The sequence below is a fragment of the Clostridium lamae genome (assembly GCF_033043255.1).
Taxonomy (GTDB): Bacteria; Bacillota; Clostridia; order Clostridiales; family Clostridiaceae; genus Clostridium; species Clostridium lamae.
In genome coordinates this window covers 44,103-67,652 of sequence record NZ_JASCQJ010000009.1, presented here as the reverse complement: position 1 = coordinate 67,652, position 23,550 = coordinate 44,103, and the positions used below count along the sequence as shown (strand labels likewise).

Annotated in this window: 21 protein-coding genes; 3 read left to right on the top strand and 18 right to left on the bottom strand. The window is 28.0% G+C overall.

Annotation, left to right across the window (positions count from 1 at the left end):
• Window positions 1-57 precede the first annotated feature (57 nt).
• The 12 genes from QK892_RS06790 to QK892_RS06735 all read right to left on the bottom strand — a co-directional run bounded on the left by QK892_RS06790 (window position 58) and on the right by QK892_RS06735 (window position 13,343).
• Window positions 58-954 (bottom strand): GNAT family N-acetyltransferase, encoded by an 897-nt coding sequence (locus tag QK892_RS06790; RefSeq protein ID WP_317272781.1) that lies wholly within the window; start codon window positions 952-954, stop codon window positions 58-60.
• Window positions 955-1,073: 119 nt separating this feature from the next.
• Window positions 1,074-1,793: an MBL fold metallo-hydrolase gene (locus tag QK892_RS06785; protein WP_317272780.1), complete on the bottom strand. Its 720-nt coding sequence runs from the start codon at window positions 1,791-1,793 to the stop codon at window positions 1,074-1,076.
• Window positions 1,794-1,922: 129 nt separating this feature from the next.
• Window positions 1,923-2,201, bottom strand: coding sequence for a CD3324 family protein (locus QK892_RS06780; protein WP_317272779.1), 279 nt, complete (start codon window positions 2,199-2,201; stop codon window positions 1,923-1,925).
• A 410-nt stretch (window positions 2,202-2,611) separates the two neighbouring features.
• A complete protein-coding gene (locus QK892_RS06775) occupies window positions 2,612-4,873 on the bottom strand; it encodes a glycogen/starch/alpha-glucan phosphorylase (RefSeq protein ID WP_317272778.1) in 2,262 nt (753 codons plus the stop codon).
• 237 nt (window positions 4,874-5,110) lie between these two features.
• A complete protein-coding gene (locus tag QK892_RS06770) occupies window positions 5,111-5,917 on the bottom strand; it encodes a nitroreductase family protein (RefSeq protein ID WP_317272777.1) in 807 nt (268 codons plus the stop codon).
• A gap of 138 nt (window positions 5,918-6,055) precedes the next feature.
• Window positions 6,056-6,769: a Crp/Fnr family transcriptional regulator gene (locus QK892_RS06765; RefSeq protein ID WP_317272776.1), complete on the bottom strand. Its 714-nt coding sequence runs from the start codon at window positions 6,767-6,769 to the stop codon at window positions 6,056-6,058.
• A 110-nt stretch (window positions 6,770-6,879) separates the two neighbouring features.
• On the bottom strand, window positions 6,880-7,686 hold the full coding sequence (locus QK892_RS06760) for a DUF438 domain-containing protein (RefSeq protein ID WP_317272775.1): 807 nt from the start codon (window positions 7,684-7,686) through the stop codon (window positions 6,880-6,882).
• 31 nt (window positions 7,687-7,717) lie between these two features.
• On the bottom strand, window positions 7,718-8,419 hold the full coding sequence (ric, locus tag QK892_RS06755; RefSeq protein WP_317272774.1) for an iron-sulfur cluster repair di-iron protein: 702 nt from the start codon (window positions 8,417-8,419) through the stop codon (window positions 7,718-7,720).
• Between the two features lie 164 nt (window positions 8,420-8,583).
• Window positions 8,584-10,236: a hydroxylamine reductase gene (hcp, locus tag QK892_RS06750; protein ID WP_317272773.1), complete on the bottom strand. Its 1,653-nt coding sequence runs from the start codon at window positions 10,234-10,236 to the stop codon at window positions 8,584-8,586.
• Window positions 10,237-10,439: 203 nt separating this feature from the next.
• Window positions 10,440-11,462, bottom strand: coding sequence for an ROK family protein (locus QK892_RS06745; RefSeq protein WP_317272772.1), 1,023 nt, complete (start codon window positions 11,460-11,462; stop codon window positions 10,440-10,442).
• The gene (locus QK892_RS06740; protein ID WP_317272771.1) at window positions 11,462-12,094 is read right to left on the bottom strand and encodes an HAD family hydrolase; all 633 of its coding nucleotides are present in this window, start codon (window positions 12,092-12,094) and stop codon (window positions 11,462-11,464) included. Before QK892_RS06740 ends, QK892_RS06745 begins: the two co-directional genes overlap by 1 nt.
• A 217-nt stretch (window positions 12,095-12,311) precedes the next feature.
• On the bottom strand, window positions 12,312-13,343 hold the full coding sequence (locus tag QK892_RS06735; RefSeq protein ID WP_317272770.1) for an AI-2E family transporter: 1,032 nt from the start codon (window positions 13,341-13,343) through the stop codon (window positions 12,312-12,314).
• A 352-nt stretch (window positions 13,344-13,695) separates the two neighbouring features.
• Between QK892_RS06735 and QK892_RS06730 the strand changes: the two genes are divergently transcribed.
• A complete protein-coding gene (locus QK892_RS06730; protein WP_317272769.1) occupies window positions 13,696-14,646 on the top strand; it encodes an alpha/beta hydrolase in 951 nt (316 codons plus the stop codon).
• An 85-nt stretch (window positions 14,647-14,731) separates the two neighbouring features.
• On the opposite strand, the gene QK892_RS06725 is transcribed toward QK892_RS06730, so the two are convergent.
• Complete coding sequence (locus tag QK892_RS06725; RefSeq protein WP_317272768.1) at window positions 14,732-15,298, bottom strand: beta-class carbonic anhydrase; 567 nt, start codon at window positions 15,296-15,298, stop codon at window positions 14,732-14,734.
• A gap of 169 nt (window positions 15,299-15,467) precedes the next feature.
• Between QK892_RS06725 and QK892_RS06720 the strand changes: the two genes are divergently transcribed.
• Window positions 15,468-15,782, top strand: a complete 315-nt coding sequence (locus QK892_RS06720) for a hypothetical protein (RefSeq protein WP_317272767.1) — start codon at window positions 15,468-15,470, stop codon at window positions 15,780-15,782.
• A 152-nt stretch (window positions 15,783-15,934) separates the two neighbouring features.
• Entirely contained in the window at window positions 15,935-16,453 is a 519-nt protein-coding gene (locus QK892_RS06715) for a DUF2179 domain-containing protein (protein ID WP_317272766.1), read from the top strand.
• Window positions 16,454-16,652: 199 nt separating this feature from the next.
• Here QK892_RS06715 and QK892_RS06710 read toward each other — a convergent pair whose 3' ends face one another.
• The 5 genes from QK892_RS06710 to ilvD all read right to left on the bottom strand — a co-directional run bounded on the left by QK892_RS06710 (window position 16,653) and on the right by ilvD (window position 23,483).
• Entirely contained in the window at window positions 16,653-17,183 is a 531-nt protein-coding gene (locus QK892_RS06710) for a hypothetical protein (protein WP_317272765.1), read from the bottom strand.
• Between the two features lie 74 nt (window positions 17,184-17,257).
• A complete protein-coding gene (locus tag QK892_RS06705; RefSeq protein WP_317272764.1) occupies window positions 17,258-19,042 on the bottom strand; it encodes an ABC transporter ATP-binding protein in 1,785 nt (594 codons plus the stop codon).
• On the bottom strand, window positions 19,042-20,769 hold the full coding sequence (locus tag QK892_RS06700; RefSeq protein ID WP_317272763.1) for an ABC transporter ATP-binding protein: 1,728 nt from the start codon (window positions 20,767-20,769) through the stop codon (window positions 19,042-19,044). Before QK892_RS06700 ends, QK892_RS06705 begins: the two co-directional genes overlap by 1 nt.
• A 190-nt stretch (window positions 20,770-20,959) precedes the next feature.
• Complete coding sequence (locus tag QK892_RS06695) at window positions 20,960-21,463, bottom strand: GNAT family N-acetyltransferase (RefSeq protein ID WP_317272762.1); 504 nt, start codon at window positions 21,461-21,463, stop codon at window positions 20,960-20,962.
• Between the two features lie 304 nt (window positions 21,464-21,767).
• A complete protein-coding gene (ilvD, locus tag QK892_RS06690; protein ID WP_317272761.1) occupies window positions 21,768-23,483 on the bottom strand; it encodes a dihydroxy-acid dehydratase in 1,716 nt (571 codons plus the stop codon).
• Window positions 23,484-23,550 lie beyond the last annotated feature (67 nt).

Sequence of the window (23,550 nt, the reverse complement as noted above, 5' to 3'; positions counted from 1 at the left end):
GAATCCTTACTTTGAAATATCGCGATATTAATGTACTGTATTATAATATTTAATCTATTATTTTTGTGATTTAATACTAGCAAAAAAATTACTCTTATTTAATATTATTGGAGTTACGGGCTCAACATAAAAATTTTCCGCTTCTCCAATAACTTCGCATCTAAATTTCATTAACATATTTACAGTTGCATCTCTTGCTTCAATATAAACTTCTTCAGTGTAAGAATTAAAAATTTCTTTTAACGAAAATATTGCTAACTTCTGACCAATTCCCATACCTCTTAATCTTTTATCAACAGCAAATCTTCCCCAATGCCATTTATCTTTTTCTTGCCAGGCTGCTGTTACTCCAATAATATCTTCCCCTACTCTTGCACACCACCAAATTGGTTTTAAGTTATCATTAACTGGAATCAATTCTACTGGAATACTTTGCTCATTATTAAATACCTCTGTAGCTAATTTAATTGCTTCTGACATATAATTTTCTGAAATTCTTTCAATTAATATTCTAGAATCATTTTTATTAAGATTGTTTTTAAGCGCAAGAATACGAAATACTCTAAAGGCTCTTATAATATCTTCTGTATCCTCACTATCTCCTAAATTTAAAATTTCATTAATAAATTTATTTGCTTTATAATCCCCATCATTTATTGCTTCCATCCCTAATGGAAGAATACAAATTTCTTTCATTCTTTTATCAGTTTCAGACTTTTTCATCTCTAAATAATTTTTAGTTTCTAAATTATTTATTATTCTACTTAGAGAAGCCTTATCAATCCCTAAATTTATAAGTAATTCATTAAACGGAGTTTCCCCATTTTGTTTTAGGTAGTTTAATATGTGCGCTTGAACAAGTGTCATGTCAGAATTTAAACAGTTACGATTAAGTAACCCTAATTCTCTCACAATCAATCTTAACTCTTTTCTAATTATTTCTTCTTTATTCATATTAACCTCCATAATAGTTGATATTATCAACCATTATACTTTACTTTCATATTTATATCAATATTAAGTGAGGTTTTACTAAAAATAAAAGCCGTACAATTATTGTACAGCTCTTAATATTAAATATTTTTAAGTGTTTTTATTATCTCTTTTTCATATATTCCACCATGATAACATATTATTCTATAAATATCATAGCATAAAAACTTTTTAATAGACATTTTAGCCTCTTCTATGTCTAAAGCATACTGTGGTAATGCAATAACTAATTTACCATTTTCTACAACTAAAGCATCTCCAGATATTAATGATTTACTTTCTTTGTGATAAATTGATATATGACCTGGCATATGTCCAGGTGTAGCTATTATTTCAATTCCTCCACAAAACTCTAAGTAATCTTTATCTTTTAATGTCACATCTACTTTGCAACTCTCTACAGCTTCAAGAGTTTTATGAAAATAATTAGCTTGCTCTTTTTCCTCTTCTGCTAACGAATCATATATACTTTCAGCTTGTTGTAATCTTAAGGATTTTTTACTACCGTCGATATATGGTGCATCCTCTTCAGATGCCAATATCTGTATATGAGGATACTGTCTCTTAAATTCTGCTAACGCTCCCATATGATCAAAATCATGGTGTGTTATAATTATTTTAGTTAATTTTTTTATATTAGCCCCATTATTTATTGCAACATCCTCTATCAATTCCAAAAAATTAGGATATCCACAATCTATTAATACCATCTCATTTTCATCTTGTAAAATCACAGGATAAATAGTATCATTTTTGCCACCAAAATTAAAAGAAACTTCTAATATATTTATCTTACTCATTTTAATCACTCCTAATAGTAATTTAGTTACTTAAATAGTATCACCTATCTAAAAGGGGTAGTTAGCCTACAGATATTTATGTATTATTTTTTCCCACATACTATCCATAATCATACATACTCTTATGCTTTATTTATTATACATTTTATATTCCCTAATAATTTTCCTAATACTATTTTGAGTAAGATAATATTTATTTGCTAAATCCTTAACTGAACTTCCATCATTAAATGAATTATAGATTTGTGTATTCCGTTCTATTAATTCATTTTTAAAACCACTATTTTCTCCCCAACTTTTCCTATTTTCATTTTTTCTCGGTATATATAAATAACTTCCATCAACATACTTCTGAATTATCTTAATAACTTCCTTAGGTAATATATCTTGCGCATTTGTGTACTTCATAGTTTTCGCTCCTATTTAATATTAATATTTTTAAAAATATTAAAGCAAAAACTACACAAAACTATTTTGATTAAATTTCTTTTTTTAATAGCTCCAAACAAAATATGTTCTGTGTTGTTACAGTCTTTGCTTGGAGCTTAATACAATAACTAGTTGTTGTGTTAAACTTTTCATCTGTTTTCTCCTAACTATTCGATTTATATATTTACCTAATTTTAAACTCTAAATACTAATTATTCAATAGTCTAATTTTAGCAAAGACCTCATTTATGTATAATATGGTTCAATAATCTATATCCTAAATAGAAAAGGAAGTGAATTTATTAAAATCACTTCCCTTTTTATTATTTCATTTTTTAATTTTATCATTCTTTAATTATAATTCTTACTTCTTCTCTATTCACTATTCCCTATCTAAGTTTCCATATATCTCTATTGTATTCTTCAATAGTTCTATCTGATGAGAAAAATCCTGCTTTACTAATATTAACTAAAACTTTTTTATTCCAATAATCTCTATCTTCATAATCCTTAAATACTATTTCTTTAGTCTTAATATAATCTTCAAGATCTAGTAATGTCATAAACCAATCCTTATTAATTAATTCATTATGAAGTCTATATAAATTTTCTTTGTCTCCAACAGCTAACATTTTATCACTTACTATAAAATCAACTAATTTCTTAATTTCTGGTTTTTCATAGTATTTTCTTGAAATATAATCTACTTTCTTATAATGTTCAATAACTTCTTGACTTACTTCACCAAAGATATAGATATTGTCATCTCCAACTAAGTGATGTATTTCAACATTTGCTCCATCATCAGTTCCTAATGTCAATGCACCATTTAGCATAAATTTCATATTACCAGTTCCTGAAGCTTCTTTTGATGCTAATGAAATTTGCTCTGAAACATCACAAGCTGGTATTAATTTAGATGCTTTTGTCACATTGTAGTTTTCTACCATCACAACTTTTAAATGCTTACTAACTTCTGGGTCATTATTAATAATTTCTTGTAAACATAGAATAGTATGAATTATATCTTGAGCTATTACATAAGCTGGTGCTGCTTTAGCTCCAAATATCATTGTAATTGGTGTTGTTGGGACATTTCCATTTTTAATATCTAAATACTTATGAATAATATAAAGAACATTCATTTGTTGTCTCTTATATTCATGAAGTCTCTTTATTTGGATATCAAATATAGAGTTTTCATCTACTTCTACTCCTTGAGTTTCTTTCAAGTAATTCTTAAGAGCAATTTTGTTATGCTTCTTAATTTCATCTAGTTTTTTTAGAACCTCTTTATTATCTACATATTTTAATAAATTCTCTAATTTATTAGCGTCCTTTTTAAAATCATCTCCAATTAACTCGCTTATATAATTTGTAAGTTTATTATTACAATGAATTAACCATCTTCTAAAGGTTATACCATTTGTTTTATTATTAAACTTTTTAGGATAAATTTCATGGAATGCCTTAAGTTCTTCATATTTCAAAATATCAGTATGAAGGGCAGCAACACCGTTTACACTAAATCCATAGTGAATATCCATATGAGCCATATGAACTCTATTATCCTTATCAATTATGTGTACTCTTTCATCAGAATACTTAGATTTTACTTTATTATCTAATTCTCTTATAATCGGCATTATTTGTGGCGCAACCTTATCTAAATATTCCATTGGCCATTTTTCTAATGCTTCTGCTAATATTGTATGATTTGTATATGCGCAAGTCTTAGTAACTATTTCAATAGCCTCTTCCATGCCTATTCCTCTATCCACTAAAAGACGAATTAATTCAGGAATAACCATTGATGGATGAGTATCATTTATTTGAATAACTACATGCTCATGTAATTTGTGTAAGTCATATCCATTTTCTTCTGCTTCTAATAATATTAATTGAGCTGCATTACTCACCATAAAGTATTGTTGATATATTCTTAGTAAATGTCCGGCTTTATCACTATCATCTGGATATAAGAATAGCGTTAAGTTTTTCTTTATTTCTTCTTTATTAAAATTAATTCCATCTCCTACTAATGATTCATCTATAGTGTCTATATCAAACAAATGAAGTTTATTGCAAGACTGATTATATCCAGTAACATCTATGTTATAAAGATTAGATGTCACATCAAATCCTCCAAATGAAACTTTGAATTTTATATCTGTCTTATTTAGCCAACCTTCACTAGTTATCCATGGATTCTTTTCTGCCTTTTGTTTATTATTTTCAAAAACTTGTTTAAATAAACCAAAATGATAATTTAATCCAATTCCATCTCCATTAAGTCCTAGAGTAGCAATAGAATCTAAGAAACAAGCTGCAAGTCTTCCAAGTCCTCCATTACCTAATGATGGTTCTAATTCTACTTCTTCAATTTCTGTAAGCTCTTTCCCATTTTCATGTAAAATTCTCTTAACTTCATCATAGATACCTAAATTAATTAAGTTATTAGATAATAATTTACCAATTAAAAATTCTGCTGAAATATAATATAACTTCTTTTTGCCTTCAATATTTCCTTTAGCTTTTATAGAATTCTTTGTTAGCTCTAATAAAGCTAAATATACTTCTTGGTTACTAGCTTCTTTTATTGTCCTTTTAAATCTCTCATCTAGAATTTTTGCTAAGTTTTCTTGTAACATTTCTCTATCCCACCCTTAAATTAATTGCTTCATTAATAATAGTATTATTTAGTATTGTTATTAGTTACTATATAACTAAACCCTTTACAAGTATAATATATCAATTATGAATTTTGGATTTTGTAAATTATTATTTTTATTTGTATATTTATCATATAAAATTACAAAAAATGATACATAAATATTTTTATCTCCATAAAAAATACTTATGTATCACTCTCTTTTATATAAAACTATTTATTTTTTAATCCAACTAATTACATATTTATATTTACTCTCTAACTGCGGATCTATGACTTTAAATTCTCCATTTATACCTTTTTCCTTTAAATATAAATCTAGATGACAAAGCGCTATACCCATATCGATTTTATTCATTTTTGTTACACCACTACTGTATATATATAAATTTCCATCATCTTTAACTATTTTCCAAGGCTGACTATTTATAGATGAAGGGGATAGTCTTACCATCTCTAAAGCTTCACTATATAAATCAGATTGCTTAATAAGTGGTTTGTTAAAGTCTTTATCAAAAAATAAATCTGAAAAATTCTTTCTAACATTTCTATGATCTTTTATAAAAGAAGCAAGAAATGATTTTTCTCCTCCTTCATATCCAATTGGAGAAACTACTGGCAATATCTCATTATCTCTTAAATTAATTGTCTTTTCGAATGCACTTTTATTAAAACTCGCTCCAAGCCATACTGAACCAAGTCCTAATGAAGTGCAATATAAAATAACCTTTTCAAAGGTATATCCTAATGCTTCTAAAGCAAATTCCTTTTTCTCACATACTCCAACTAAATAATAATTTGCACCTTTAATTACTCCATAAGTGCCTAATCTAACTACACCATCATATTTTTCTTTTTTTACAAATCCTATTCTTACTTTTATATCGAAAGGATTATCTAATGTATTTATATAATCTTCTATTTGTTCAATGATTTCTTCTGATAGCTCTTTTTCACTATAATTTCTTACAGAATACCTATCTCTTATAGCATTCTCTATTGATTTTACGCATAAATTATTCACCCTATTTATATCCTCCCAAAATATTAAAATCCAAACTCCCTCTTTCATTCTACCATTTTATTCTATTTATATCCATTGTAAATATTCCGAAATTTCTCGTAATTATTTATAGTAAATGTCAACTCTTCTCTTATTATATTAAAATATTAACTCTTCTAATAAACTTAAATTATTAATGATTAATTTCTTTGTACCTATAGCTTTAATAATATTTTCATTTTCTAACAAAGTTAATTTTCTACTTAATGTTTCCCTTGCTATACCACAGTAATTAGCCATTCCTTCTCTATTTAAAGGTAGGTCTATTTGAATCTGTCCATTTACAACTTTTCCATATTTCTCTGAAAATTCTAAGAGCATACAACAAATTCTTGCTTCTGGATTATTATTAGATAGATTTTTTGAAAGATTTTCTACCTCTATTAATCTTTTATTTAGTTCTGAAAGAAGTTTTAAACAAATAGAAGGATAAGAATATAATATTTCTTTTAAATCATCTCTTGATATAGTACATAATTCAGTATTTTTAACAGCGGTTGCAGATACATTACTTTCTATAGTATCTCCTAATATATTACTTTCTCCAAGAAAATCTCCAACTGTTAATATATTCATAATCTGCTCCTTTCCAGTAGCAGTAGTCTTACTTATTTTTATCATTCCTTCACTTATTATAAAAAGTTTAGAAACTTTATCTCCTTCTAAAAATAAACTTTCTCCTTTTTTTAAATGCAAATGCTTTCTTATAGATATTATTCTATCTAGTTCTTCTTCTGAAAGAGATTCAAATATAGGTACTTCTCGTGCATATAACCTACTTGCACATTTCTCACAGCAATAATCACAATTCAAAATAAATACCTCCTAACATAAATCATATAAATAATTATACTATAAAATTCACATTTATAATTAAATTATATAATTTAGGAGGAGGTAACTTATTCTAGTATATTATATTTTTACTTACATTCATAAGGTGTAAATGTACAATAACCTATATTGTCACATTCTTTTTTCATATTACTCCACTTAGTATCGCTTTCTATACTTTCTAAGGCTGTAGGATATAATATATAGTTTTCCTTAAATATATGATCTTTTAATTCAAAGCAAATAGCATTTGAAAGTCTTTTCAACTCAACTTTATATTCATTAAAATCTAAATCTTTAACAGACTCACTTAATTCCTTTAGTGTTCTTTTCTTTTCTCTTAAATCTTCATGCTCAAGTCTCATTATTCTAGTTGGTCCTGTTATCCCCCTTATTTCAAGTTCTGGGAATAAAACATCTTCTTCTCTTTTATGGTGTGGTTCAGCATCTAAGATGCTAGTAACTAATTCAGTTACTCTTGTAAATTCCTTTCTATTCTCATCATAGCTTTCCATTTCTAGTATTACATTTGTTACTTCTTCTAATTCTCTTAAAAAACTTAAAATCAATTCATGTTCTTCTATTAATGTATATAAAACATGTCCCTTAGATATATTACTTTGTAATTTTTCAAGTTCACCCTTTAAAATCATCATATGAATCTCACATAAATGTCTTAATTCACTTGGATTCATTCCATCCTCTACTAAGCTTTGTTCTGCCATAGAAAGTTCTAATGGACTTATTGATTTAACAAGCTTCAATCCTTTTTCCTTTAAGTCATCTGTTAATCCTTTTTCATTTAAATTCTTTAAAAGTACTGTTAGTTCCTTTATCTTTGTTTCATTAACTTCTCTATTTACTCCATTATCTAAAATAAATCTTTTCTTTTCCAACTTAATCACCTCTAAATTTTTAATAAATCTTCTATTGATATCTCTTAAATAAAATATTATTTTCCTTATGAATATGAATAAATAAATCTTTTTCTAGCTCATGCATCTTCATATATACTAATTTAAAGCTTGTACATGCCCATTCTGGAGCATTATAATCATTTGTAATTTGTTCTAATTCTTTAAGTATATCTCCTGCTGCTTCATGTTCTCCTATAAAGCTTTCAATCTCTACTTTTAGCCTATCCTTCTTTTCTATATCATTAGTATTTTCAAATTCTATAATTTTTGGAAATAGTATCTTTTCTTCTTTTATCAAATGTTCTTCTAATTCAGATTTTAATTGTCCAAAAAGTTTATGAACTTTTGTTAAAACTTCTGGTAAATGATTGTAATGAACTTTAAAAACCTTAACTAGTAACGGGTCTATATCTTTTAATAATTCAAAAGTTTTAGCATGATGAGTATTCACTATATGGTTAATTAATTCTTCTGAATTTCTTTCATTCCAATTTATATATGATGTATTATCAAATATAAATTCTTCAAGATCTTTATTTATATCTTCAATAAATTTATCTACATCAATACCTTTTTCTGTTAATGCAACTTCTAATTTTTTATTTCCACCACAACAATAATCTAATTGCATGTCGTTAAACTTTTCCACAATTGCAGGATATATAATAACGCATTCACCTAAACTTAAATTTTTATTTATATTATTTTTCATTTTAATTCCTCCAATATTCTTGTTCTTATCTATGAGTAAATTATAGAAAAATTAAAAAAATAAAAATGTGATTTGAATCAAATTTTATAATTTTAATTCTATATTTATTTTTAAAATGGAGAGTAAGGAGGCATAGTATAACTATATCTCCTTAAATAATAATATTATCCCAATTGTTGAAGACATGTTTTCATATCATCTTCTGCTGTACTAATAGGTCTAAGATCAAATGTATCAATTAGATATTGTAAAACATTTGGAGATATAAAGGCAGGCAATGATGGTCCTAGGAATATCCCTTTTATTCCTAGAGATAATAACGCTAATAAGTCTGCAACTGCTTTTTGCTCATACCATGATAAAATTATTGATAATGGTAATGAATTTACATCTGTATCAAAAGCATCTGCTAATGATGTTGCAATTTTTACAGCAGAATAAACATCATTACATTGACCTACATCTAAAAGCCTAGGTAATCCATTTACATCACCAAATTCTAACTTATTAAATCTATATTTTCCACAAGCAAGAGTTAATATTATACAATCCTTTGGAACTTGCTCAGCAAACTCTGTATAATAATTTCGTCCTGGTCTTGCTCCATCACATCCTCCAATGACGAAGAAATGTTTTAACTTTCCTTCTTTAACTGATGATACTATCTTATCAGCATGACTTAATGTTGATTTATGACCAAAGCCAACTAGTATTTGTCGTTCTTTCTCATCTTCTTCAAATCCACCTAATTCAAGAGCTTTATTAATTATTTCTGAAAAATCCTTATTCCCATTTTTATCACTTCCAATATGTGCTATTCCCTCCCATCCAACTACACTAGTACTATATATTCTATCTTTATAGCTTTCTCTTGGCTTCATTAAACAATTAGTTGTCATAAGAATACAGCCTGGCAAATTATCAAATTCCTTTTGCTGATTTTGCCATGCAGAGCCAAAATTCCCAACTAAATGCTTGTATTTTTTTAATCCATCATATCCATGAGATGGAAGCATTTCTCCATGTGTATATATATTTATTCCTTTTCCCTTAGTTTGCTCTAATAACATTTCTAAATCCCTTAAGTCATGTCCAGAAACAACTATAAATGGTCCTTTTTTTCTATTGACATTTACTTTATGAGGTGTAGGATTACTGAATCTACTTGTGTTAGCATCATCTAAAATTTTCATTACTTCTATAGCCATTTCTCCTGTTCTCATTACCCAGCGTATTAATTCTTCTACTTCAACATTATCATTTGTTATAATTTCTAATGCTTCAAAATAAAATTGATCAACCTGATCGCTATAAAAATCAATAAATCTAGCTTGATGCCCATAAGCAGCGACTCCTTTTAATCCATATAAAATTGTTGATCTTAATGATCTTATGTCTGCATCTAATTCCTGATCGTACATTATTCCAGCTTTAACTGCATCCTTTAACATTTCTTGCTTAGTAGCACTTAAATTATATGTAGCATGGTCTGGATAATCCCCTTTTGGTGCTTTACTTCGTAATGACTCTTTTACTTTTTGAGAATCCTTAAGAATTTCTATATGTACGTCTGGATCAAAATTAACATTAGTTAATGTTGTAAAAAGTCCACCTTCTACAAAATCAACTATTGTTTTATCGATAAGCTCACCTTTATCAATTAATGATTTAGCATAACATGCTATACCCTGTAACTGATAAATCAATAAGTCTTGAAGGTTTGCAACTTCTGGTGTTTTTCCACAAACCCCCATTTTAGTGCAACCTTTTCCCCCAGTCGTTTGTTCACATTGATAACAAAACATTGCATTCTCCATATTAATTCTCCTTTCTATATATAAACCTAGTATCAGTTATATAAATATTTTTTATTCATATAAAATACACTTTTGTAAAACAAAACAATAATAATAAAGCTATGACTAAAATTATTTTAGTCATAGCTTTTAAATATATTAAATAGTACTTTGGTTACGCTAGCAAAGCTATCACGCCCTCTACACTAATAATAACTTTATTTTTAATTTTTAATTAATTTAACTTCTTTATTTATTAGTTTTAAAGCCTCTTCTTTTATGCCTTCTAATGAATAATTGCATTTTTCCTCTTCTATTAATATCTCCGTATTTATGCTAAACTCCTTAGTATACTTGTCTTTTATTTCATTTTTTATACTATATCTAAAATTGCTTCCACCTAAAACAACCACACTTGGGTTAATTATTGATGATATTGTTTTAATAATATTAATAATTACGTGTACATACTTATCATCGTCTAACTCACTAGACATAACTGTATTTAAAAAAGTATTTTCAATAGGAATGAATCCGATTTCTCCTGCATATCCATTGTCACCTTTTAATACATTTCCATTTATTATTATTCCAGATCCCACCCCTAGTGATGTAAAACTTATATATACGAGGCTAATAGAATCACATTTATTTTTCTCTATATACTCATTATAAAAGGCTAAAGAAGCAGAATTTATATCATTTTCTAGTAATATAGGAAGATTAAATTTCTCTTTAAGATATTTTCTTATCTTTATTTCCTTCCAATCTTCCATCCTAATTCCAGATAAATACCCATCATCAGTAACAACTCCTGGAACACTAATTCCAATACCCTCTATATTATGATAATTTTTATAAAAATTTCCAACTATATTCACAACATTTTCAATGTCTTCTAAATTACTAGTAAATTCAATTTTTTCTTCTAAAACTTCTCCTAAAGTATTTACTATCCTATAAATGGCTTTATCTTCTTCTATTGATATTGCTAGTATATATCTTTTATTAGAATTAACCTTGTATCTTTCAGCTCGTCTTCCACCACTAGATTCATCTAGTCCTACGGATATTATTTCATTTATTTCTATTAACTCATTTAAAATAGCTCTTACCGTTGTATGACTTAATCCTGTATCTTTAGAAATCTCACCTCTAGTTGCATTACCTCTATCCCTTATTGAATTTAATATTAATGAAATATTTACATTTTTAAGCTCTGTTGGTTTTCCTGCTATCCTGTTCATTATACAAGATTTAACTCCTTTAAAATATCTTTTGGAAAATTGAATTCAAAGTCTGCCTTTATCCCTTCTACGCTATCTGCACCCCATAAAGCTAATCCAAAATCCATGCCTGCAGCCTTAGTAGCTTTAAAATCAAACATGGTATCTCCTACATACATACAATCCTTTGGCTCAATATCTACTATTTCAGTAAATCTTAATAATGGATCAGGATATGGTTTATGCCTCTCAGTATCATCTGCTAAAACTTCACACTCTATATATTTATCTAATCCCTTACTTATAAAATCTATTTCATACTGCTCTCTAGTTTTTGAACTTACTATTCCACATATTATATTTCTATCATTTAAGGATTTAAACACTTCATGAAATCCATCATAAAGAATTGCTCCTTCTTCAAATTCATTTACGTATTTAACCCATTTACTATAAGATTTTTCAATATCTTTAAATCCTAGCTCTTCTAGAGTTTTTCTACCTGCATATGCCTTATATTTTAATAAATCCTCATACTTCATCTCTATTCCAAGTTCCTCTTTTATTAGTCTTTGCAAAGGGACAAGGTTCATTCTTTCAGTATTTAGTACTGTTCCATCTAAATCAAAAATTATACATTTATACTTGCACATATATTATATTCACACCTTTTATATAACACTTTTAAAAGTTTATTTCAAAAGTATTTTACCATGTTTTTATATAATGTTCAATTAAGAATTCATAATAATACTCTTATGGAATAAAGTTCTAATTATGTTCATTGCAATAGCTTTATGACTTAAAAATTAATAAGTGTCAGCATCAAGTTTTATTATAAATACTGTTAATCCCATAAAAATTAAAAACCTAAACTACTTCCATTTCCTTTAGCAATTTAAAGTACGCTATTAAGAATATACAATATATAATTCCCAGGATTCCATATACAGCTAGTCCTATATAAATACTCATAAGTATTAATACTGGATGTATTTCAAGGCTCTTAGATAATAACTTTGGTTCTAAAATATTTCTTATAACCATAAATGCAATATAAAGTATCATAATCCATATAGCTGAAACGATTTCCCCTTGAATCAAGAATATTATAACTATAGGAATATAAATAATTGCACTTCCTACAATAGGCAATATGTCTAGAAATACACATAATATAGATAAAGTAAATTTATATTTAATATCAAATACACTAAATACTATCATGCATTCTATGAATGTAATGGATAATAAAATGCTGTAACTTTGTATATAATTTATTATTATAGAATTAGCCCTTTTTAAAAGATTTCTAGGTAACTCATTCTTTCCGATCATAAAATTCTCAAATTTAGTTGCTAACACTTCATGATCTCTCATTAAATAGTACGTACTTAGAACCACTATTATTAAATTTATAGTTCCTGTCGGAATCAAAGATGCTACTTTAAGCACCCAATTTCCTAATACAGCTACATAACCAATTAAACTTGTTGCTAAACCTTGAAGCTGAGCATTAATATTATCCACTATATCCGATGGCATCATTTCTATATATACTTTTAGTTGCTCAATTTTATCAGGTATAAACCCTATATTAACTTCACTTAATTGCCCCACAATATCAGATGTTTCTTTTAGCATACCAGTTCCTATAAGAGCCAATCCCCCTATAACAATAAAGATACTAAGTATAATACAAAGAAGATTTACCAACTCTTTTTTTATTTTAGTTTTATTACTAATAAAGTTAGCTAAGGGATGCAACCATATTGATAGAAGTAAGCTTATCACAAAGGGAATTGCAAATTTAAGAGATAACCAAAATAATAAGAATGCTATATTAAAGAGTAAAAAATACAGAACATAATTACCACCATTATAATAAAGTTTTTTTAACATTGTTTTCTCCTCTCTTAATATCCAAATAATATGTGTATTATTTTTAAAGAAAATAACATGTTGTCCTTTTAGATTTAAGCTATATAGCTTTTCTTCACTCATATTTATTTGTATTATATTTATATATTTAATTTTACTATAATATCGTCCTATCTGTATTACTTTTTATATTATTTATATATCTTTAATTTAAAATTCAATTTAAGGACGAATAACTGAAGAAGCATCAAAATTGTCATTACTCTTATAAACGCATTCTACAAGATTGTTATATCTACATAAAAATGTTAAAATAATACCAAATAATAGCTTTATGATTTTAAAATAAATTTTTGATTTAAGGTGATATTATATGAATAAAAAAAAGGCGATATTATTTTCTGTAGGAGCACTAGGCACACTATCCGTTAGTGCTTTAAGTATTATAGGAAACTATTTTTACAATCTTGCTCTTAACCCAAATACATCAAAAGAAGCAATATTTGGTTCACCTGAAGATGCTAAATCTACTAGTGGCGAAATAGTTCATGAAGCTTTAAACTGGCTTTTAGAAAAATCAAATTACTCTGATGTTTATATTGAATCCTTTGATAAACTAAAACTTCATGGCTATAAAATTTTAAATGAAATTCCTACTGATAACTGGGTAATAACAGTACATGGTTATACTGGTAAAGGTAGTGATATGGGCAATTATGCTAAGAACTTTTATGATATGGGGTATAATATATTAATTCCTGATTTAAGGGCTCATGGGAAAAGTGAAGGTAGTTATATAGGCATGGGATGGGATGATAGATTAGATATTCTTAAATGGATTGATGTAATAATTAATGATAATGTTAATTCAAAGATAATCCTTCATGGAATTTCTATGGGAGCAGCAACGGTATCTATGACATCAGGAGAGAGTCTTCCTCCAAATGTAAAAGTTGTTATTGCTGACTGTGGATATACTTCTGTATGGGCGCAATTTTCACACCAGCTTAAGGCTTTATATTCATTACCTGATTTTCCTATAATGAATGCTTCTTCTGTAGTTTCAAAATTTAAAGCTGGATATAGCTTAAGAGAAGCCTCAGTAGTTAAGCAAGTTGCAAAATCTAAAACTCCTATATTATTTATCCATGGAGATGAAGATAATTTTGTTCCATATCGCATGATGGATGAGCTTTATAATGCCGCTAACTGCGAAAAAGAGAAATTAACAATAGAAGGTGCAGGACATGCCAAGGCCTCAAAGGTAAATCCAGATTTATATTGGGCAACAATTGAAAAATTTATAAAAAAATACTTGAGTTAAAAATAATAAGTAAGAAGTAAGAATGAATAGTGAATAGTTAAAGAAAACACTTACCTATTCACTCTTACCTATTACTTCTTAGCTATTACTTATTGCTATATCCATTAACTACCAAATCTAATTCCCCTGTTTCTGGATCAATAACTAATCCATGTACAAATATATCTTTTGGAATTAACGGATGTTTCTTAATTAAATTTACACTGTCTTCAATGGACTTCTCTACTGAATCAAAGCCATGAAGCCATTTATTAATATCAATCCCCCCATTTTCAAGTGTTTCAATAGTATCAATAGATATTCCTCTATCTATAATTTTATTAAGTAAATCTTTTGTATCTAAATTACACATTCCACATCCATGATGCCCAATAACAAATATCTCATCAACATTAAACTCATATACTGCTACTATAATGCTTCTAACTACACTACCAAATTGATGCATAATTGATGCTCCAGCATTTTTAACTATCTTTACATCCCCATTTTTTGTATTTAAAGCTCTAGGTAATAGATCTGTTAGTCTTGTATCCATGCAAGATAGTATAAGAATTTTTTTATCAGGTTCCTTTGATGTTCTATATACCTCATACTCTTTATTTTCTACAAACTTTCTATTAAAATCTAATATTTCCTCTAACTTACTCATAGTACCCTCCTTAGTATGTTATTTGATTAATATTATACCATGTAACTATATTTTCATATATTTATTATGTATATATATCGTGTAATTATTGTTTTACAAAATATATCAATATCTTTTATTTTAAAAATATATTATAATAATTAAAAATATATTTTTTTAGGAGGTACATATGGAAACTTATGCTATAACATTTTATTTAAATGAAGATAGTCATTCTTGTGGATGCGAAGGACATGATCATGATCATGAGCATCATCACCATCATCGTGATGACTATGATATTGTTGCAACTATAAAATCTTTTGGAGCATGGGCTAACTTTATGCCTGATAGTTATTTAGTTAAGACCACTTCTTCTGCTAATGAAATATCTGAAAAGATAAAAGTTTTCTTAGAAGCTGGGGATTTACTTTTTGTAACAAAAGTAGCTAAAGATGATGTAGCATCATTAACTCCTGGCGTTGTTGATTGGATTAATTCTTAAAACATGAGGCTGTCTTAATGACAGCCTCATTTAAATTGAGGATTATCTATCTTATTATCCTAAATTCTATACTTTACTGTCTATAGTTTAAATTTACTTATATGAAAATTCAAACTAGTTAGACTATAATAAATAAAAAAGGAGGGGTTATTTTGATAAATGCATTATCCATATTCATTTTGCAGCTAGTATACGTTCCGCTTCTAACATTAAGAACTACCTTTGTTGTTAAAGGAAAAAAAGTTCAAGCGTCAATGGTAGCTTTTTTAGAGGCTATTATTTACATAGTTAGCTTAGGTATTGTTTTCTCTGATTTAAAGAATTTTTTAAATATAGGAGCCTACATTCTTGGTTACTCAATAGGAATTTATTTAGGAGGAAGAATTGAAGAGAAACTAGCAATTGGATATAGGTCAATCCATGTGAATTTAACAAAATATAATGAAGAACTAGTTAATAAACTAAGAGAATTGAAATTTGGTGTTACTGTCTATGAAGGAGAAGGAATTAATAAAGAAATAAGATATAAGCTTGAAATAGTTTCTCATAGAAGTAGAGAAACTGAAGTTATTTCTTTAATTCAATCAATTGAAAAAAATTCTTTTATTGTTTCTTATGAACCTACTCAATTTAAAGGTGGATATATTACAAAACAATTTAAAAAATTATAGTAAGAACGTGCAGCTATCTATTTTTGCTTATGACATCAAATACGATCATATCACAGCAAAATTAACAGTTTACTCCATAACTTAATGAAGTAATTTTGAGTAAATAATAAAAGATATATTTATTTTAGAAACTCCTCTAGGAGTTTCTACTTTAATTTTATATTTTTCATTATTCATTTTATATTGTATGATAGAATCTTTAAAGTTCTAAATTATCTCGGCTAATTATTACTGCTAAGAAAGTAAATAAGCTAGCTAAAAATGATTTATAACTTGATACTACTTCTTTATTATTGGGATCATTTCTATGTTCATTATTGTTTTTTTGTAATAGGGTATAATTTAAAACTAAAAATGTTCCTGTTGTGAATAAAAACAAAGTATTAGTTAACTTAGGAAAGTTAGTTGTATCTATAAAGTTTTCTTTACAATTTGTATCGAATAAATCATCTAAAGTTTGTGCCTTTAAACTATACACATGATATAGATTTAAAATTGTAGCAATAACTGCTATAGTTACTAGATCTATACTTAAGTTTATAATACCTAAATCTTCAAAAAGCTCTTCTCTAGTGGGTGTTTCAGTAGTATCTTCCGCTTCATTTTTCTCCTTACCAGGCTCACTTTTTCTCTTTTTTTCGATCGAATCTCCATATATTTCCACTCTTTCACCTCCAAAAAAATCTTCTGCTCCTCTTCCTCTTTTTTTTCTATATTTTTTCTTCGACAAAAATACCCCACCTTTAAGACATAGCTATATTATAGGCTATGCTCTTTTTATCAGTGAGGTACTATTAAAAATATTTAAATTACTTCTTCATTATCAGCAAATTGACTATTATAAAGATTTTCGTAAAAACCCGCTTTCTTCATTAATTCTTCATGAGTTCCTTGCTCTATTATATTTCCGTCATTTATTACTAATATCAAGTCTGCACTTCTTATAGTTGAAAGTCTGTGAGCTATAACAAAGCTAGTTCTCCCCTTCATTATATTTCTCATAGCTTTTTGTAGTAATAACTCTAGCCTTGTATCTACTGAGCTAGTCGCTTCATCTAAAATTAATATAGCTGGGTCCTTAAGTATTGCTCTAGCTATAGTTAAAAGTTGCTTTTCCCCTTGTGATATATTAGATGCTTCTTCATTTAAGAACATATTATACCCATCAGGTAGAGTTTTTATAAAATGATGTACATTTGCAATTTTAGCAGCTTCTATTATTTCTTCCTTACTCGCTCCAAATCTACCATATTCAATATTATCGTATATAGTTCCATTGAATAGCCAAGTATCTTGGAGTACCATTCCAAATATAGAACGTAAATCTTCACGCTTCATATCTCTTATATCTACGCCATCAATCTTAATAGAACCACTTTCAATTTCATAAAATCTCATTAATAAATTAATAAGCGTAGTTTTTCCAGCGCCTGTTGGTCCAACTATTGCAACCATCTGACCACTTTTTACTTCTGCACTTAAATCTTCTATAAGTATCTTATCATCACCATATCCAAATTTCACATGTTCAAAACTTACATTCCCCTTAGGATTTTTAAGCTTTATAGTATTTTCTATATCTTTTATTTCTTCTTCTTCATCTAAAAATTCAAATACCCTATGTGCTGCTGAAAATGCTGATTGTATTGCAGATGATAATTGAGTTACCTGGGATAGAGGTTGGTTTATTTGCCATATATAACGTATAAAAGCTTGTAAATTACCTACAGAAATTCCTCCTGCAATAGATATTATTGCTCCTGTAACACCCACAACAGCTATCCCTAAATAAGTAACGAGCCCTATTAAAGGCGACATTATACTTGATATAAATTGAGCCCTAAATCCCATTTCTCGTAATTCTTGATTTGCTTCCATAAAATCACGTAAGGCATCATTTTCCTTACCATAAAGTTTTATTTCATTAAACCCTGTATATAATTCTTGTACTCTTCCATTAAGCTTTCCTAAAGCTGCTTGTTGCTTATCAAATAACTTTTGTGATTTATTAACTATTATCTTAGTTATTATTAAGCTTAAAGGAATTATTAAAGTTGCTAAAAGTGCAAGCTTTACATTAATTGAATACATCATTATAAGTGCTAAGCTTAATGATAAAATAGCATTTATAACTTGAACAAAGCTCTGTTGTAATGCATTTGATATTGCATCTACATCATTAGTAATTCTACTTAACACATCTCCATAGCTATTACTATCAAAATATCTTATAGGAAGCTTACTTATCTTTCTTTGAACTGAATTTCTAATATCCCTCATAGTATTTTGAATAGCATTAGTTACTAAGAAACTTGCTATAAAAGTTGAACCTGTGCCACCTAAATATACGAAAAATAATAAAGCTAATACTTTAATTATATAGTTAAAGTTAACAGAAGCTCCTGAAACACCTTTTATAATTGCTGCAAAATCTTCAGTTAATCGTGTAATTATCAATCCTTCAGTTCTTGGTGCAATTGCAGTAAAAACTGCTGCTGAAATTATAAAAAATATTGCTCCAATGAAAGACCACTTATATTTATTAACAAAAGGAGAAATTTTTCTTGATACTGATTTAAAATTATTCATTATGCTAACTCCTCCTCTGTAAGTTGTGATGCTGCTATTTCATGATATATTTCACAATTCTTCAGAAGTTCTTTATGTGTACCAATTCCAACTACCTGCCCTTCATTTAACACTATAATCTTATCAGCATCCATAATAGAACCTATTCTTTGAGCAACAATTAACACAATTGAATCTTTCGTCTCAGATTTAAGTCTTTTTCTTAAAATAGCATCTGTTTTAAAATCAAGTGCTGAAAAGCTATCATCAAATATATATATTTCTGGTTTTCTAACTATTGCTCTAGCAATTGATAATCTTTGTTTTTGTCCTCCAGATACATTTGATCCACCCTCACTAATCTGCTCTTCAAACCTTTTTGGTTTTCGAGAAATAAAATCATAAGCTTGAGCTACCTTAGCTGAATACTCTACTTCTCCAGTCTCTGCATTTTTCTTGCCAAATCTTATATTACTCGCTATACTTCCTGTAAATAGAAGTGTCTTTTGAGGAATAAATCCTATCTTTTTACGTAATGATTTTAAATCGTAATCTCTTACATCTACACCATCTATTTTTATACTACCTTTTGTAACATCATAAAATCTTGGTATTAAATTTATTAATGTACTTTTCCCACTACCTGTACTTCCAATAAATGCGATAGTTTCACCTTTTTGAGCTTTAAATGAAATATCTTTAAGAACAGCCTCTTCTCCATTTGGATAAATAAATGATACATTATTAAATTCAATTATTCCTTTAATTTCAGTTTCTTTAACTCCATTCTCTGGACTCTTTATTATTGGTTCCTCATTAAGAAGCTCCATTATTCTGTTAGCTGAAACTTGAGCTCTAGGATACATTACAAATACCATTGAAAATAGCATTATTGAAAACATCGCATGGAAGAGATATTCAATAAATGCAACTAATTGACCAACTTGAAGTGTTCCTACATTTATCATTTTACTTGATACCCAAAATATTACTATAATAGCTATATTAAGCAAAAAGAAAAACATAGGCTGAGAGATTGCCATAAGCTTGTTTAACTTTTTTGATACATTTGCATAAAGCTCATTTGTTTCATCAAATCTTTTCCCTTCATACTTATCATTTCCAAAAGCTCTAATTACTCTTATACCTGTTAAGTTTTCTCTAGATATTCTATTTAACTTATCTAACCTCTTTTGTAATGTTTCTGATAAAGGTTCTGAAGTTTTTGCTATTATTATTACTCCCAAAATTATAAGAGGTATTACTGCTGCTAATACAATAGATAATGATGGACTAGTTCTTAGTATCATCACTAAACTTACTGTAAACATTACTGGTGTAAGTAAAGCTGTCCTTAAAAGGGTATTAGTAAATTGCAATAGTACAAAAGCATCATTTGTAGTTCTTGTTATCATCGAAGATACTCCAAACTTATTATATTCTGTATGAGAAAATTCCTGAGCTTTTTTAAAAATATCATTTCTCATATCTCTAGTAATACCTGTTGATATCCTAGATGAACAATATCCGAGTAGTATAGTTCCAAGAACTCCTATTATTGAAATAACTCCTATTATAAATCCCATTCTTTTAATATAATTAACGTCACTATTAATAATTCCTGTATCTATAACCTTTGCCATTATAGTTGGTATTCCTAATTCCACCAATGCAAATCCAAAAACAGATATAATATTTAGTACAAGAAGTGCCTTATAATTCTTTAAATACTTTAATATTAATTTCATTGCAATTATTCACTTCCTTTCTTAAATTATTTAAATATAAATAAAAATGAAATAACTCTATAATAGTATTATTGCATCTTTTTGAATTATGCATTCAAATTATCACAATATTTTATCACATTTTGGCAGAAAAATCCACAATATTTACCATAAATAAAAAACCCCTTAGGGGTTTTAAACTTGTTCTATTTTAGATTTCTTTCTCAAAAGCAATTCTTTTACTTCCATCTATTAAATAAATAACACCACAGTACTTAAATCCATTCTTTTTTAATAAATTCTGCATTACTAAATTATCTTCATGTGTGTCAATCCTAATATTATTTATACCTTGTGATAAGCAAATTTCTTCAGACTTTTTAATTATTTCTGTTCCAATTCCCTTTCTATCACTATTATTAAGAACAGCTATTCTATGAGTAACAGCATATTTTCCATTTGAAAGCCATTCCCCTTCATAAATACTGTTGTAAGTTTCTTCCCCATCAAAAGATAATGCAACCGTTCCTATTATTTCATTACTATCCTCTAAAACATAGCTACTATTACTTTTAATATCTTTTAAAATAACATCCTCATTTGGATACCCATTTTGCCATTGATCAACATTATTATTTTTAAGAAACTTCTTTGCTTCATCAATAATTTTCATTATGTTTTTTAAATCATTTTCTGTTGCTTTTCTTAATTCCATCTTCTTCTCCTAAACATAAAATTTATTAGTTAGTATTATAGAATATCTTAACACTTTTTCAGATGAATATCTGTAATTTCTTAAGAAATATTATCTTTATTAAGAAGTAAAAAGGACTGTGCCACTATTTCTTTAGTACTACAGCCCTTTCACTTATCTCTCATATTTATTTTATAATAGCTTAAAATGAAATCATCATTACCTTACTATTTTACCCACGCCATAGTTTACTTGACTTTCCACTTTTCTATATACTCTAATTTTTATATCAAAACCTTGTTACTTATTAACTACTCATTATTAATTATTCCATATATCCACCCTTCATTGGTGAAACTGCTTTTTCTGAGAATATCTTTAATATTCCAGATTCATATTTATTTGCTCTAGGCTTCCATAACTCTTTACGTTTAGAAAGTATTCTATCTATCTCATCTAGATTCATTCTTTCTCCATTAATACCTACTATTTGTAATATTCTTTTTTCTATATCTATTTCTATTAAATCATTTTCTTCAATTAAAGCTATTGGTCCACCTACTGCTGCTTCTGGTGATACATGTCCTATAGCTGGCCCCCTTGATGCACCTGAAAATCTTCCATCAGTAATTAAAGCTATGCTTGCAGATAATTCGTTATCTGATGAAATTGCTTCTGTTGTATAGAACATTTCTGGCATTCCACTTCCCTTTGGGCCTTCATACCTAATAAATACAGCATCACCTGGTTTAATCTTTTTAGATAATACTGCTTCAATTGCATCTTCTTCACTATCAAATGGTCTTGCACTTAAAATAGCCTTATGCATTTCTTTTGGTACAGCAGAATGTTTAACAACAGCTCCTTCTGGTGCTATATTGCCTTTTAATATTGCTATAGCCCCATTTTTGCCTATTGGATTATTATATGGCTTAATAATATCTTCTTTCCTTAATCCAGTTCCTTTTAGATATTCATTACATTTATCATAAAATCCATTTTTCTTTAAATCTTCTAAGTTTTCACCTAAAGTTTTTCCTGTAACTGTCATTACGTCTAAATGTAATAAATCTTTAACCTCTTCCATTACTGCTGGAACTCCACCTGCATAATAGAAATACTCTGCTGGCCATTTGCCTGTTGGACGTATATTTAATAAATATGGTGCATATCTGTGTATTCTATCAAAGCTTTCTGCATCTATATCTACTCCAAATTCATGTGCAATAGCTGGAATATGAAGAAGAGAATTAGTTGATCCAGAAATAGCCGCATGAATTATAATTGCATTTTCGAAAGATTTTAATGTTACTATATCTCTTGCTTTTAAATTTTTTCTAGCTAATTCAACTATTTGTTTACCTGCTTCTATAGCTATATTCTCTAAATCATCACATGTTGCAGGCATAACTGCACTTCCTGGCAACATTAATCCCAATGCTTCAGCCATTATTTGCATAGTTGCAGCAGTTCCCATAAAGGAACATGAACCAGCTGATGGACATGCATTATTTTTATAATATGTTAATTCATCTTCAGTAATTTCTCCACGTCTTTGCATAGCACTGTACGTTCCTATTTGTTCTAATGTTAAAAGGTTTGGACCTGCTTTCATTACACCACCAGTTACAACAATTGCAGGTATATTTATTCTTCCTATAGCCATTAAATGCGCAGGTACACCTTTATCACAACTAGTTATAAAAACTCCCCCATCAAAAGGTGTTGCATTAGCGTGAATTTCTATAAGTGATGCTATCGTATCTCTAGATGCTAATGAATAGTTTATTCCATCATGCCCTTGTGCCATTCCATCACATATATCTGTTGCAAAGAATCTAGATGCTCTTCCCCCTTTATCTGATACTCCTTTAGCTGCATTGTTCGCAAACTTAAGTAAGTGAATACTTCCAGGATGGCTATCTCCAAAAGTGCTTTCAACTATTATTTGTGGTTTAGATAAATCTTCTGAAGTATATCCCATTCCTCTACGAAGTGGATCCATTTCTGGAGCAATTTTTCTAATATCTTGACTAATCATTATTATTCTCCTTACTTAACACTCTATTACTTAAACATAGCTCGGAAGATGGATAATCCATATTCCG

Coding starts and splice junctions, on each gene's coding strand:
- QK892_RS06790 (WP_317272781.1), bottom strand. CDS start 954: ATGAATAAAGAAGAAATAATTAGAAAAGAGTTAAGATTGATTGTGAGA.
- QK892_RS06785 (WP_317272780.1), bottom strand. CDS start 1,793: ATGAGTAAGATAAATATATTAGAAGTTTCTTTTAATTTTGGTGGCAAA.
- QK892_RS06780 (WP_317272779.1), bottom strand. CDS start 2,201: ATGAAGTACACAAATGCGCAAGATATATTACCTAAGGAAGTTATTAAG.
- QK892_RS06775 (WP_317272778.1), bottom strand. CDS start 4,873: ATGTTACAAGAAAACTTAGCAAAAATTCTAGATGAGAGATTTAAAAGG.
- ric (WP_317272774.1), bottom strand. CDS start 8,419: ATGAAAAATAATATAAATAAAAATTTAAGTTTAGGTGAATGCGTTATT.
- hcp (WP_317272773.1), bottom strand. CDS start 10,236: ATGGAGAATGCAATGTTTTGTTATCAATGTGAACAAACGACTGGGGGA.
- QK892_RS06745 (WP_317272772.1), bottom strand. CDS start 11,462: ATGAACAGGATAGCAGGAAAACCAACAGAGCTTAAAAATGTAAATATT.
- QK892_RS06740 (WP_317272771.1), bottom strand. CDS start 12,094: ATGTGCAAGTATAAATGTATAATTTTTGATTTAGATGGAACAGTACTA.
- QK892_RS06735 (WP_317272770.1), bottom strand. CDS start 13,343: ATGTTAAAAAAACTTTATTATAATGGTGGTAATTATGTTCTGTATTTT.
- QK892_RS06730 (WP_317272769.1), top strand. CDS start 13,696: ATGAATAAAAAAAAGGCGATATTATTTTCTGTAGGAGCACTAGGCACA.
- QK892_RS06725 (WP_317272768.1), bottom strand. CDS start 15,298: ATGAGTAAGTTAGAGGAAATATTAGATTTTAATAGAAAGTTTGTAGAA.
- QK892_RS06720 (WP_317272767.1), top strand. CDS start 15,468: ATGGAAACTTATGCTATAACATTTTATTTAAATGAAGATAGTCATTCT.
- QK892_RS06705 (WP_317272764.1), bottom strand. CDS start 19,042: ATGAATAATTTTAAATCAGTATCAAGAAAAATTTCTCCTTTTGTTAAT.
- QK892_RS06700 (WP_317272763.1), bottom strand. CDS start 20,769: ATGAAATTAATATTAAAGTATTTAAAGAATTATAAGGCACTTCTTGTA.
- QK892_RS06695 (WP_317272762.1), bottom strand. CDS start 21,463: ATGGAATTAAGAAAAGCAACAGAAAATGATTTAAAAAACATAATGAAA.
- ilvD (WP_317272761.1), bottom strand. CDS start 23,483: ATGATTAGTCAAGATATTAGAAAAATTGCTCCAGAAATGGATCCACTT.